At 62.0% G+C, this 13,331-nt stretch carries 14 protein-coding genes; 13 read left to right on the forward strand and 1 reads right to left on the reverse strand.

Annotated elements, in window-relative coordinates:
• Positions 1-252: 252 nt before the first annotated feature.
• The 8 genes from PMI35_RS16595 to PMI35_RS16560 all read left to right on the forward strand — a co-directional run bounded on the left by PMI35_RS16595 (position 253) and on the right by PMI35_RS16560 (position 7,168).
• The gene (locus tag PMI35_RS16595) at positions 253-843 is read left to right on the forward strand and encodes an amino acid synthesis family protein (RefSeq protein ID WP_007978708.1); all 591 of its coding nucleotides are present in this window, start codon (positions 253-255) and stop codon (positions 841-843) included.
• Between the two features lie 42 nt (positions 844-885).
• Positions 886-1,719, forward strand: a complete 834-nt coding sequence (locus PMI35_RS16590; protein ID WP_008059542.1) for an alpha/beta fold hydrolase — start codon at positions 886-888, stop codon at positions 1,717-1,719.
• Positions 1,716-3,197 carry an aldehyde dehydrogenase gene (locus PMI35_RS16585; protein WP_008059543.1) on the forward strand — a complete coding sequence of 494 codons (1,482 nt, stop codon included), beginning with the start codon at positions 1,716-1,718 and terminating at the stop codon, positions 3,195-3,197. Before PMI35_RS16590 ends, PMI35_RS16585 begins: the two co-directional genes overlap by 4 nt.
• A gap of 12 nt (positions 3,198-3,209) precedes the next feature.
• Positions 3,210-3,695, forward strand: coding sequence for a flavin reductase family protein (locus PMI35_RS16580; RefSeq protein ID WP_008059545.1), 486 nt, complete (start codon positions 3,210-3,212; stop codon positions 3,693-3,695).
• A 115-nt stretch (positions 3,696-3,810) separates the two neighbouring features.
• Positions 3,811-5,262, forward strand: a complete 1,452-nt coding sequence (locus tag PMI35_RS16575) for an NAD-dependent succinate-semialdehyde dehydrogenase (protein ID WP_008059546.1) — start codon at positions 3,811-3,813, stop codon at positions 5,260-5,262.
• Positions 5,263-5,372: 110 nt separating this feature from the next.
• On the forward strand, positions 5,373-5,762 hold the full coding sequence (locus PMI35_RS16570; RefSeq protein WP_008059553.1) for a carboxymuconolactone decarboxylase family protein: 390 nt from the start codon (positions 5,373-5,375) through the stop codon (positions 5,760-5,762).
• Between the two features lie 87 nt (positions 5,763-5,849).
• Complete coding sequence (locus PMI35_RS16565) at positions 5,850-6,602, forward strand: GntR family transcriptional regulator (RefSeq protein ID WP_008059556.1); 753 nt, start codon at positions 5,850-5,852, stop codon at positions 6,600-6,602.
• A 2-nt stretch (positions 6,603-6,604) separates the two neighbouring features.
• Positions 6,605-7,168: an NUDIX hydrolase gene (locus PMI35_RS16560; RefSeq protein ID WP_008059557.1), complete on the forward strand. Its 564-nt coding sequence runs from the start codon at positions 6,605-6,607 to the stop codon at positions 7,166-7,168.
• Positions 7,169-7,323: 155 nt separating this feature from the next.
• Here the strand turns inward: PMI35_RS16560 and PMI35_RS16555 are convergent, their stop codons facing one another.
• Entirely contained in the window at positions 7,324-7,620 is a 297-nt protein-coding gene (locus PMI35_RS16555; RefSeq protein WP_008059559.1) for a DUF1330 domain-containing protein, read from the reverse strand.
• Positions 7,621-7,691: 71 nt separating this feature from the next.
• On the opposite strand from PMI35_RS16555, the gene ribBA reads away from it, so the two are divergent.
• The 5 genes from ribBA (at position 7,692) to PMI35_RS16530 (ending at position 13,117) form a co-directional block, all read left to right on the forward strand.
• Positions 7,692-8,801 (forward strand): bifunctional 3,4-dihydroxy-2-butanone-4-phosphate synthase/GTP cyclohydrolase II, encoded by a 1,110-nt coding sequence (gene ribBA / locus PMI35_RS16550; RefSeq protein ID WP_008059560.1) that lies wholly within the window; start codon positions 7,692-7,694, stop codon positions 8,799-8,801.
• 375 nt (positions 8,802-9,176) lie between these two features.
• Positions 9,177-10,202, forward strand: a complete 1,026-nt coding sequence (locus PMI35_RS16545; protein ID WP_008059561.1) for an ABC transporter substrate-binding protein — start codon at positions 9,177-9,179, stop codon at positions 10,200-10,202.
• Positions 10,199-11,131, forward strand: coding sequence for an ABC transporter permease (locus PMI35_RS16540; RefSeq protein ID WP_008059563.1), 933 nt, complete (start codon positions 10,199-10,201; stop codon positions 11,129-11,131). Before PMI35_RS16545 ends, PMI35_RS16540 begins: the two co-directional genes overlap by 4 nt.
• Positions 11,132-11,137: 6 nt before the next feature.
• Positions 11,138-11,947: an ABC transporter permease gene (locus PMI35_RS16535; protein WP_008059566.1), complete on the forward strand. Its 810-nt coding sequence runs from the start codon at positions 11,138-11,140 to the stop codon at positions 11,945-11,947.
• A gap of 15 nt (positions 11,948-11,962) precedes the next feature.
• The gene (locus PMI35_RS16530) at positions 11,963-13,117 is read left to right on the forward strand and encodes an ABC transporter ATP-binding protein (RefSeq protein WP_008059571.1); all 1,155 of its coding nucleotides are present in this window, start codon (positions 11,963-11,965) and stop codon (positions 13,115-13,117) included.
• Positions 13,118-13,331 lie beyond the last annotated feature (214 nt).

Raw genomic sequence — 13,331 nt, forward strand, 5'->3', positions numbered from 1 at the left:
CCTTTTGCTTACTTTTTGGCGTTTGAAAAAGTGAGTCGCCGTAAGGGCGAAACCATAAGTGGCCGTTACCGCAGCAATGGATATGTACACCTAAAGGACAATCATCGGCTGTCAGGCCGCCTTCGCGAGCAAGCTCGCTCCTACAGTTTTCATCACCATCCGACCAGAAACTCCTCGCACCCTATTGCGCATCCAGTATTATGGTATACCATCATACGCACAGACACCTTTCACCCTGATACGGAGCAGCTCATGAGTTTCGAAATCCGCAAGATCGTCAGCTATGTCGAAGAAACCTTCATTGAAGGCGGCAAGGCCACCGACAAGCCCGTAACCATGGTCGGCCTGGCCGTGGTGATGAAGAACCCCTGGCTGGGCAACGGTTTCGTTGAAGACCTCAAACCGCAGATCCGCGCCAACTGCTCCGACCTCGGCGCACTGATGGTCGAGCGCCTGGTGGGCATCATCGGTGGGGCCGAGAAGATCGAAGCGTATGGCAAGGCCGCCGTTGTCGGTGCCGACGGTGAAATCGAACACGCCTCCGCGGTGATCCACACCCTGCGCTTCGGCAACCACTACCGCGAAGCGGTGAAAGCCAAGAGCTACCTGAGCTTCACCAACAAGCGCGGCGGCCCGGGCACTTCGATCCAGATCCCCATGATGCACAAGGACGATGAAGGCCTGCGTTCGCACTACATCACCCTGGAAATGCAGATCGAAGACGCCCCGCGCGCCGACGAAATCGTTGTGGTCCTGGGTTGCGCCGATGGCGGCCGCCTGCACCCTCGCATCGGCAATCGCTACATCGACCTGGAAGAACTGGCAGCCGAAAAAGCCCAGTAAGCCGGTCGGTCACTAAAACAAAAAGGTATGCAGGAGCGCTCCATGATTCGGCTCACCGCTGAACGCACCCCGGCTGGCACCAGTTACCTGGCGACCGGCCAAGGCCAGCCCGTGGTCTTGATCCACGGCGTGGGCCTGAACAAAGAAATGTGGGGCGGCCAGATCGTTGGCCTGGCCACGAAATACCGTGTCATCGCCTACGACATGCTTGGTCATGGCGCCAGCCCGCGCCCGCAAAGCGGCACGCCGTTGCTCGGCTATGCCGATCAACTGCTGGAGCTGCTCGATCATCTGCAATTGCCCAAGGCTGCTGTGATCGGTTTTTCCATGGGTGGGCTGGTGGCGCGGGCTTTTGCCCTGCATTACCCGCAGCGCCTGCAAAGCCTGGTGGTGCTCAACAGTGTGTTCAATCGCACCGCCGAGCAACGCGCCGGTGTCATCGCCCGCACAGCCCAGGCCGCCGAACACGGGCCGGATGCCAACGCCGAAGCCGCACTCTCGCGCTGGTTCAGCCGCGAGTACCAGGCGGCCAATCCGGCGCAGATCGCCGCTTTGCGCCAGACGCTTGCGCAGAATGATCCGCAGGGTTACCTGACCACTTATGAACTGTTCGCCACCCAGGACATGTACCGCGCCGATGACCTGGCCAGCATCCAGGTGCCGACGCTGGTCGCCACCGGCGAACTCGACCCGGGGTCGACCCCAGAAATGGCGGAGCAACTGGCCCGGCGCATTCCCGGTGCGCAGGTTGCCGTACTCGCCGAGCAGCGGCATATGATGCCCGTAGAATCGCCGCGCCTGGTCAACCAGCTGTTGCTGGAGTTTCTCGACACGGCGCACGCCCGACCAAACCAGATTAAGGGGATCGTTGCATGACTCTCGCACGCTTCCAGATGTGCATCGGCGGTGAATGGGTCGATGCCCTGTCCGGCAAGACTTTTGAAAGCCTCAACCCGGCCCTGGCCGAACCTTGGGCCGAACTGCCCGATGCCGACGAAGTCGACGTCGAGCGCGCGGTACAGGCTGCGCAAACTGCCTTCGACAGCCCGGCCTGGCGCGGCCTGACCGCAACCGCCCGTGGCAAGTTGCTGCGGCGCCTGGGCGACCTGATCGCCGAAAACAAGGAACAACTGGCGCAGCTGGAAAGCCGCGACAACGGCAAGCTGATCCGCGAGACCCGCGGCCAGGTCGGCTACCTGCCAGAGTTTTTCCATTACACCGCGGGCCTGGCGGACAAGCTCGAAGGCGGCACCCTGCCGCTGGATAAACCTGATCTTTTTGCCTACACCGTGCACGAAGCCATGGGCGTGGTCGCCGCGATCATTCCGTGGAACAGCCCGCTGTACCTGACCGCGATCAAGCTGGCACCGGCCCTGGCGGCAGGCAACACCATCGTGATCAAGCCGTCCGAGCACGCCTCGGCGACCATTCTCGAACTGGCGCGCCTGGCGCTGGAAGCCGGGATTCCACCGGGGGTGGTCAACGTCGTCACCGGTTACGGCCCAAGCACCGGCGCCGCCCTGACCCGCCATCCGCTGGTGCGCAAGATCGCCTTCACCGGTGGCGCGGCCACGGCGCGGCATGTGGTGCGCAGCAGCGCGGAGAACTTCGCCAAGCTGTCGCTGGAACTGGGTGGCAAATCGCCGAACATCATTTTCGCCGACGCCGACCTCGACAGCGCGATCAACGGTGCCATCGCCGGGATCTATGCGGCGTCCGGGCAAAGCTGCGTGTCGGGTTCGCGCCTGCTGGTGCAGGACGAAATCTACGACGAATTCGTCGCCCGCCTGGTGGAACGCGCCCAGCGCATCCGCATCGGCAACCCCCAGGAAGACAGCAGCGAAATGGGCCCGATGGCCACCGCGCAGCAGCTTGCTGTTGTAGAGGGGCTGGTGGCGGATGCCATTGCCGAAGGTGCGCGTTTGCGCCTGGGTGGCAAGCGTCCAGAGAATCTGGGCGAAGGCTGGTTCTATGAGCCGACCCTGTTCGAGTGCGACCGCAACTCGATGAAGATCATGCAGGAAGAAGTGTTCGGCCCGGTGGCCTCTGTCATCCGTTTCAAGGACGAAGCCGAAGCCCTGGCGATCGCCAACGACTCGCAGTTCGGCCTCGCCGCCGGCATCTGGACCCGCGACCTGGGCCGCGCCCATCGCCTGGCCCGGGACGTGCGCTCGGGGATCATCTGGGTCAACACCTACCGTGCCGTGTCGGCCATGGCGCCGATCGGCGGCTTCAAGAACAGTGGCTATGGACGCGAAAGCGGCATCGATTCCGTGCTGGCCTACACCGAGCTGAAAACGGTGTGGATCAATCTTTCCCAGGCACCGATGCCTGATCCGTTCGTGATGCGCTAGGAGTCCTGAGAAATGATCGAACCCGGCATTTACAAAGACGTCATGAGCTCGTTCCCTTCCGGGGTCACGGTGGTCACCACCCTGGACCCGGACGGTGGCATCGTCGGCATTACCGCCAGCGCCTTCAGTGCGCTGTCGATTGATCCGGCACTGGTGCTGTTCTGCCCCAACTACGCCTCTGACACTTACCCGGTGCTGCGCGACAGCAAGCAGTTCGCGATTCACCTGCTGTCCGCCGACCAGACCGCCGAAGCCTATGCGTTCGCCGGCAAGGGCAAGGACAAGGCCAATGGCATCGAATGGCACTTGAGCGAACGGGGTAACCCGTTGCTGCGAAAAGCCACGGCGATCATCGAGTGCGAACTGTGGCGCGAATACGATGGCGGCGACCACGCCATCATCGTCGGCGCGGTGAAGAACCTGATCCTGCCCGAGCAACCGGTGACGCCGATGATCTACCACAAAGGCAAGCTGGGCCCCCTGCCCGCCCTGGCCTGATGGTTTCGCTCCAGCCTCTGTAGGAGCCCGGCTTGCCGGCGAAGGCGAACCTGAGGACGCCTTCGCCGGCAAGCCTGGCTCCTACGAGTTATCACTCTTTTCTCCAGGAGCCGGCATGAGCCCAGCAGCCTCGCAACTGTTCCGCCAGCAGGCGTACATCAACGGCCAATGGCTGGATGCGCCCGACGGTGCCCGACAGGACATCTTCAACCCGGCCACCGGTGAACGCATCGGTAGCGTGCCGAACCTTGGTGCCGAGCACGCCCGGCAGGCCATCGTCGCCGCCAACAACGCGTGGCCGGCCTGGCGCGCGCTGACCGCCAAAGAGCGCAGCAACGCCCTCAAGCACTGGCACGCGCTGATGCTGGAAAATGCCGATGCCCTCGCCGAAATCCTGACCCTCGAACAAGGCAAACCGCTGGCCGAAGCCAAGGGTGAAATCCTCTACGCCGCCAGCTTCATAGAGTGGTTCGCCGAAGAAGCCAAACGCATCTACGGCGACACCATTCCCAGCCACAAGGGCGATGCGCGGATTGTCGTCAGCAAGGAGCCGATCGGTGTCGTCGCGGCGATCACCCCCTGGAACTTCCCGGCGGCGATGATCACTCGCAAGGCCGGCCCGGCGCTGGCCGCCGGTTGCCCGTGCATCGTCAAGCCGGCACCGGAGACGCCCTTCTCGGCACTGGCCATGGCGGCGTTGGCCGAACAGGCCGGCATGCCTGCGGGTATTTTCAACGTGATCACCGGCGATGCCATCGCCATCGGCGCCGAACTGACCGCAAGTCCATTGGTGCGCAAATTGTCGTTCACCGGTTCCACGGCCATCGGCAAGTTGCTGATGGCGCAGTGCGCGCCGACGCTGAAGAAAGTCTCGCTGGAGCTGGGCGGCAACGCGCCGTTCATTGTCTTCGACGATGCCGACCTTGAGCGTGCAGTGGAAGGCGCGCTGATTGCCAAGTTTCGCAATGCCGGCCAGACCTGCGTCTGCGTCAATCGCTTCCTGGTGCAGGACGGCATTCACGACACCTTTGTCGCGCGCCTGGCCGAACGGGTGTCGCAACTCAAGGTCGGCAGCGGTTTCGCTGACGGCGTCACCCAGGGCCCGCTGATCAACGAGCGCGCCGTGGCCAAGGTTGAAGACCATGTGCAGGACGCACTGGCGCAAGGCGCCCAATTGCTTTGTGGCGGCGAACGTCATGCGCTGGGCCACGGCTTCTTCCAGCCAACGGTCTTGGCCGGCATCACCACGCAGATGAAAGTCGCCCGGGAAGAAACCTTCGGCCCGCTCGCCGCGGTGTTCCGTTTCGACAGTGAAGCGCAGGCCGTGCACATGGCCAACGATACCGAATTCGGCCTCGCCGCCTACTGCTACACCCGCGACCTGGGCCGCGCCTGGCGCATGAGCGAGGCGCTGGAATACGGCATGGTCGGGATCAACGAAGGGTTGATTTCCACCGAAGTCGCACCTTTTGGCGGGATCAAGTCCTCGGGCCTGGGCCGTGAAGGCTCCAAGTACGGCATCGAGGATTACCTGGAACTCAAATACACCCTGATGGGCGGACTGTGAATCAATACCTGTAGGAGCTGCCGCAGGCTGCGATCTTTTGATTTTCGTTTTTAAGATCAAAAGATCGCAGCCTTCGGCAGCTCCTACAGAGGGCGTGGGAGATCATTGAAATGAGCAACGAGAAATACGAAAAAGGCTTGAAAATCCGCACCCAGGTGCTGGGCGAAGCCTATGTGAACCGCTCCATCGAGAACGCCGACGACTTCACCCGCCCCCTGCAGGAGATGGTCACCGAGTACTGCTGGGGCCACGTCTGGGGCCGTGAGGGTTTGTCGCTTAAAGAGCGCAGCATGATAAACTTGGCGATGATTTCGGCCCTCAATCGACCTCACGAACTCAAGCTGCATGTGCGAGGCGCCTTGCGTAACGGGCTGAGTCGTGAACAAATACGCGAAATTCTGCTTCAGGTCGGTATTTATTGCGGGGTTCCCGCGGCCGTAGACAGTTTCCGGCTTGCCCGTGAAGCGTTCGCCGAAGCCGATGCCGAGGCCTCCAGTTAACCCTTGGCTATCTGACTGAACGAGCACCAGGATTATTGCAATCGAAGTGCTCTTTTTGCATGGACAGCCACATTCAGAGCGGACCCCATGAAACGCCTGCCACTCGACGACAGCTTCAAGGTCAATCGCAACCCCGTTACCCTGCGCGAAATCGTGCTGGATAAACTGCGAAGCGCCATCATGAACTTCCAGCTTCTGCCGGGAGATCGACTGGTCGAACGCGATCTGTGCGATCGCCTGGGCGTGAGCCGCACCTCGGTGCGCGAAGCCTTGCGCCACCTCGAATCCGAAGGCCTGGTGGAGTTCGCCGATGCCAAGGGCCCACGGGTCGCGATCATCACGCTGGCCGATGCCGTCGATATCTATGAGCTGCGTTGCGTCCTCGAAGGACTGATCGTCCAGCTGTTCACCCTGCGTGCCAAGGCCAAGGACATCAAGGCCCTGGAAAAGGCCCTGGAAGAAAACCGCCAGGCATTGAAGGAAGGTGAACTGCAACAGGTCATCGACTCGGTGCAGGGTTTCTACGACGTGCTGCTCGAAGGCTCCGGCAACCATGTCGCCGCGACCCAGTTGCGTCAGCTGCAGGCGCGCATCAGCTACCTGCGCGCGACTTCGGTGTCCCAGCAGAACCGTCGCGGCGCCAGCAACCAGGAAATGGAACGCATGGTCGAGGCGATCAAGAGCGGTGATCCTCTGGCCGCTCACCAGGCTTGCGTCGACCACGTTCGCGCCGCGGCCACCGTCGCCCTCGATTACCTCAAGCGCAAGCAGGAAGAGACCGGGCCAATCCCCGAGATCACCCAGCCCATCGCGCTCAAAGAACCACGCATAGGTCGTTGATCATGTTCAGCCCGAGCTATTGTCCAAAGTGCGGCAGCAATGACCTCAAGTCGCAGCTGCCACCGGGCGATACGCACGAGCGCCTGATGTGCCGCGGCTGCGGCTACATCCACTACGTCAATCCGAAAATCATCGCCGGCTGCATCATCGAGCAGGACGGCAAGTACCTGCTGTGCCAACGCGCCATCCCGCCGCGCCCCGGCACCTGGACCTTGCCGGCGGGCTTCATGGAGGGTGGCGAAACCACCGAGCAGGCGGCATTGCGCGAAGTCTGGGAAGAGAGCGGCGTGCGCGCGGAAATCCTCTCGCCCTACTCGATCTTCAGCGTGCCTACAATCAGCGAGGTGTACATCATCTTCCGCGCCATCGCCCTGGAGATCACCGGGCAGTACGGACCGGAAACCCTCGACTACAAATTCTTCGCGCCCGAGGACATTCCCTGGGACAGCATCTACTACCCGGCGATCCGGCAGATCCTCGAACGCTACATCGAGGAGCGGCAGGCCGGGGTCTACGGTATCTACATCGGCAATGATGACAGCGGCAAGATCCACTTCATCCGCTGACGATTCACATTAATCATCACCGCATAATCTCTGGGTGCAGCCATCTCCTGTGGGAGCGAGCCTGCTCGCGATGAGGGAGTGTCAGTCGACACTTGAGTTGATTGATACGCCGCCATCGCGAGCAGGCTCGCTCCCACAGGGGGCAATAGTGTTCTTTAGAGCGGTGCCACACCTTCGACGATGATCACCTCTGCCTTCGCCACACCCTCGCGGTGCCCTTTGGCCTCCTGATACAGCTCTGACCGATAACAGGCCAACGCCTGCTCGTAGGAGTCGAACTCGATCACCACGCTGCGTTGCGGCGTCGGCCGCCCTTCCATCGCTTCGCTGCGCCCACCGCGCGCCAGTATCCGACCACCGTATCGGGCAAAGGCCTGCGGTGCCCGCTGGGTGTATTGGCTGTATTGATCGGGGTCGGTGATATCCACGTGAGCAATCCAGTACGCCTTCATAGTGACCTCTGTGCTTGTTTTGTATTATGGTATACCACATTATACCTCCATCAAACACCGAGAATCCCGACATGGCCTTCAACAGCATCGAAGAAATCATCGAAGACTACCGCCAAGGCAAGATGGTGCTCCTGGTCGACGACGAGGACCGGGAAAACGAAGGCGACCTGTTGTTGGCCGCCGACCGCTGCAACGCCGAAGCCATCAGCTTCATGGCCCGGGAAGCGCGCGGCCTGATCTGCCTGACCCTGACCGACGAGCATTGCCAGCGCCTGGGGCTTGAGCAGATGGTGCCGAGCAATGGCAGCGTGTTCAGCACCGCGTTCACGGTGTCGATCGAAGCGGCTGTTGGCGTGACCACCGGCATCTCCGCCGCCGACCGCGCGCGCACCGTGGCCGCCGCCGTCGCCCACGGCGCGAGTGCCGCCGATATCGTGCAGCCCGGTCACATTTTTCCCTTGCGCGCCCGTGAGGGCGGCGTATTGACCCGTGCCGGTCATACCGAAGCCGGTTGCGACCTGGCGCGCCTGGCCGGCTTTACCCCCGCCTCGGTGATCGTCGAAGTAATGAACGATGACGGCACCATGGCGCGCCGCCCGGACCTGGAAGTGTTCGCGCGCAAACACGGGATCAAGATCGGCACCATCGCCGACCTGATCCACTATCGCTTGAGTACCGAGCACACGGTGGTGCGTATCGGCGAACGCGAGCTGCCGACGCTGCATGGCACCTTTCGTCTGATCACCTTTGAGGATCGCATCGAAGGCGGTGTCCACATGGCAATGGTCATGGGTGATCTGCGCCGCGATGAAGCGACGCTGGTGCGGGTGCACGTCATCGACCCGTTGCGCGACCTGGTCGGTGCCGAATACAGCGGCCCTTCCAACTGGACGCTGTGGGCCGCGTTGCAGCGCGTGGCTGAGGAAGGTCGCGGCGTGGTGGTGGTGCTGGCCAATCACGAATCGTCGCAAGCGTTGCTGGAGCGGGTGCCGCAATTGACCCAGGCGCCGCGGCAGTTCAGCCGTTCGCAGTCGCGGATCTATTCGGAAGTCGGCACCGGGGCACAGATCCTGCAAAACCTTGGCGTCGGCAAGCTGCGGCATCTCGGGCCGCCGCTGAAATACGCGGGGTTGACCGGGTATGACCTGGAGGTCGTCGAGAGCATCCCGTTCACCCAGTGATACTTGTCCCTGTGGGAGCGGGCTTGCCCGCGATAGCGATTGTACTGACACATTGATTTTGAATGCGCTGCCGTCATCGCGGGCAAGCCCACTCCCACAAGGATTGTATTGACTGATCGTCCTTGGCCAGGCGTCAGAGCCACGAAGAAATATCATTTTTGGCTGATAGCCGGTAAGGCAAAGTGCTTGCACAAAGTTTGGAATACCATAATATGATATTCCATAGACCGGACGATTTAGCCAAGCGCACCCGCGAGGGAAAGCACCCACAACAGCCCTTGGCACGGTCGCCTTTCAAGGCCAGATGGACCTACTGCTCCCGATAGGCGGGCATTACCAAGCCCGCTCAAAAACACAACAAATGAGGGCGTGAAAATGGTGTTGAACAAACGTGCATCCGCAGTACTGTTCGCCGGCTTATTGGCCACGGTCAGTCATGTGGCCCTGGCGGCTGAAAGCGTCAACTTCGTCAGCTGGGGCGGTAGCACCCAGGATGCACAGAAGCAGGCCTGGGCCGACCCGTTCAGCAAGGCCAGCGGCATCACCGTGGTCCAGGATGGCCCCACCGACTACGGCAAGCTCAAGGCCATGGTCGAAAGCGGCAACGTGCAGTGGGACGTGGTCGACGTCGAAGCCGATTTCGCCTTGCGTGCCGCCTCCGAAGGCCTGCTCGAACCCCTCGATTTCAAAGTCATCGAGCGCGACAAGATCGACCCGCGGTTCGTCTCCGATCACGGCGTCGGCTCGTTCTTCTTCTCCTTCGTCCTCGGCTACAACGAAGGCAAGCTCGGTGCCAACAAACCCCAGGACTGGTCCGCGCTGTTCGACACCAAGACCTACCCCGGCAAACGCGCCCTCTATAAATGGCCAAGCCCTGGCGTGCTGGAACTGGCGCTGCTGGCCGATGGCGTTGCCGCCGACAAGCTTTACCCACTGGATCTGGACCGCGCCTTCAAGAAGCTCGACACCATCAAGAAAGACATCGTCTGGTGGGGCGGCGGCGCCCAGTCGCAGCAGTTGCTGGCCTCCGGTGAAGCGAGCATGGGCCAGTTCTGGAACGGCCGGATCCACGCCCTGCAAGAAGACGGCGCTCCGGTGGGCGTAAGCTGGAAACAGAACCTGGTCATGGCCGACATCCTGGTCATTCCAAAGGGTTCGAAGAACAAGGACGCGGCGATGAAGTTCCTGGCCAATGCCAGCAGTGCCAAGGGCCAGGCCGACTTCTCCAACCTGACCGCCTACGCCCCTGTCAACGTCGACAGCGTGGCGCGCCTGGACTCGGTGCTGGCGCCAAACCTGCCGACGGCCTACGCCAAGGACCAAATCACGCTTGATTTCGCGTACTGGGCCAAGAACGGTCCTGCTATCGCCACACGGTGGAACGAATGGCTGGTCAAATGAAAATGACGGCAACCGCGTCCCGTCCATCCACGCCCGTCGGGAGCGCCTCCAGCGCTGCCGGCAAGGCGGCTGCGATGACGCAAACCCCGACCCTGGCGCAACGCTGGCGCGGATCGAGCAACCTGATCCCCGCCCTGCTGTTCCTCGGCTTGTTCTTCCTGGCGCCATTGATCGGCCTGCTGTTGCGCGGTGTGCTGGAGCCGACACCGGGGCTGGGCAACTACGAGCAGCTGTTCGCCAACTCGGCGTATGCCCGGGTCTTGCTCAACACCTTCTCGGTGGCCGGCCTGGTGACGCTGTTCAGCCTGCTGCTGGGTTTCCCGCTGGCCTGGGCGATCACGCTGGTGCCACGTGGTTGGGGTCGCTGGATCCTGAACATCGTGCTGCTGTCGATGTGGACCAGTCTCCTGGCGCGGACCTACTCCTGGCTGGTGTTGCTGCAAGCCTCCGGGGTGATCAACAAGGTGCTGATGGCCATGGGCATCATCGACCAGCCGCTGGAGATGGTGCATAACCTGACCGGCGTGGTGATCGGCATGAGCTACATCATGATCCCGTTCATCGTGCTGCCGCTGCAGGCGACCATGCAGGCCATCGACCCGATGATCCTGCAGGCCGGTTCCATCTGCGGCGCCAGTCCGTGGACCAACTTCTTCCGGGTGTTCCTGCCGCTGTGCCGGCCGGGGCTGTTCTCCGGCGGCCTGATGGTGTTCGTGATGTCGCTCGGTTACTACGTCACCCCGGCGCTGCTGGGCGGTGCGCAGAACATGATGCTGCCCGAGTTCATCATCCAGCAGGTGCAGTCGTTCCTCAACTGGGGCCTGGCAAGCGCTGGCGCCGCGTTGCTGATCGTCATCACGCTGGTGCTGTTCTACTTCTACCTGAAGCTTCAGCCGGAATCCCCGGTTGGCGCCAGCAACGCGAGGTAAGCCGTCATGCTCCTGACCCCCAATGCCATGAGCCGCCGGATGCGCCTTGGCCTGTATGCCACCACCGGGCTGATCGGGCTGTTCCTGTTGTTGCCGATCGTGTTCATCGTGCTGCTGTCGTTCGGATCGTCGCAATGGCTGGTGTTCCCGCCACCGGGCTGGACGCTGAAGTGGTACGGCCAGTTCTTCTCCAATGCCGACTGGATGAACGCGGCCATGGCCAGCCTCAAGGTCGCGGTACTGACCACGTTCTTTGCCGTGGCCCTGGGCCTGCCGACTGCGTTCGCCCTGGTTCGCGGGCGCTTCCCCGGCCGGGAAATGCTCTACGGCCTGTTCACCCTGCCGATGATCGTGCCGCTGGTGATCATTGCCGTGGCGGTGTACGCGCTGTTCCTGAAACTGGGCTACACCGGGACCATGTTCGCGTTCGTGGTCAGCCACGTCATCGTCGCGCTGCCGTTCACCATCATCTCGATCATCAACTCGCTGAAGCTGTTCGACCAGTCGATCGAAGATGCCGCGGTGATCTGTGGTGCCTCGCGCCTGCAAGCGGTGTTCAAGGTGACCTTCCCGGCGATCCGTCCGGGCATGGTGGCCGGCGCCCTCTTCGCCTTCCTCGTTTCGTGGGACGAAGTGGTGCTGAGCGTGATGATGGCCAGCCCGACCCTGCAAACCCTTCCCGTGAAAATGTGGACCACCCTGCGCCAGGACCTGACGCCCGTGATCGCCGTCGCCTCGACGTTGCTGATCGGCCTCTCGGTATTGGTCATGGTGATCGCCGCCGCACTGCGCCGGCGCAATGAAATCAGCGCCTAGGCGCAGGAGTACGACATGAGTGCAGTGATCAAAAATGCCGCGCAGCAAAATGACAAGCCCCTGGTGAGCCTGCGCAACCTGAACAAATACTATGGCGACTTTGCCGCCGTGGACGACATCTCGCTGGACATCAAGGACGGTGAATTCCTCACCTTCCTCGGCTCCAGCGGCTCGGGCAAAAGCACCACGCTGTCGATGCTCGCCGGCTTCGAAACCCCCAGCAGCGGCGAGATCCTGGTCAACGGCCAATCGCTGGTGAACGTGCCGCCGCACAAACGCGACATCGGCATGGTGTTCCAGCGCTACTCGCTGTTCCCGCACCTGTCAGTGCGCGACAACATCGCCTTCCCCCTGGCGATCCGCAAACTGGCCACGGCCGAGCGTGATCGCCGGGTCGATGCGATGCTCAAGCTGGTGCAGCTTGAACAGTTCGCCCATCGCCGCCCTTCGCAACTCTCCGGCGGCCAGCAGCAACGCGTCGCGATCGCCCGGGCGCTGGTCTACGAGCCACGCATCCTGCTGATGGATGAACCGCTGGGCGCACTGGACAAGAAGCTGCGTGAAGATTTGCAGGACGAACTGCGCCAGCTGCATCGGCGCCTGGGCATCACCATCGTCTACGTGACCCACGACCAGGAAGAAGCCATGCGCCTGTCCCAGCGCATTGCGATCTTCAGCCACGGCAAGATCGTCGGCCTGGGCAGCGGCTACGACCTGTACCAGAACCCGCCGAATGCCTTCGTCGCCTCGTTCCTCGGCAACTCCAACTTCCTCAAGCTCAAGGCCCAGGGCAATGCGGTCGCTTCGTTTGAGGGGCAGTCGCTGTCGATCCGCCTGACCGCCGGCCTGCAAACCAATCAGGATGTACTGTTGATGGTGCGCCCGGAAAAGGCCTTGGCCTTGAGCATCGAGCAAGCCGCCCAGGAGCCGTTGGCCGCGGGCTGGAATGAAGTGACCGCCAAGGTCGTGGAAGTGTTGTTCCTGGGTGAAAGCCAGACGTGCAGTGTGGTGACTTCGGGCGGAACGTCGATGACCGTCAAGGCGCTTTCCGCGGCGGGCATGCCCATGAAGGCGGGGGATCCGGTGCGGGTGCGCTGGGCGACTGCGGATGCCTGTGTTTATACCGAATGGGCTGAGAGCGACTTGAACAAGGCGGCTGGGGCGCATTGATTTTTTTGAGGTTCGCGACAGTGGACCGTTAGTTATGTATCACCCTCGGGTCACCGCAACGTCGGGTTGCGGTGGCCTTTTTTTTGCTTTTTGATTGGGGGCATATCCGTTTCGCTGCCGATGATTGTCTTTCAGGTGTACATATCCATTCCTGCGGTAACGGCGACTTATGGTTTCGCCCTTACGGCGAGTCACTTGGAAAAGCCCCAAGTAA

Origin of the sequence: Pseudomonas sp. GM78 (genome assembly GCF_000282475.1) — a bacterium.
GTDB lineage: Bacteria > Pseudomonadota > Gammaproteobacteria > Pseudomonadales > Pseudomonadaceae > Aquipseudomonas.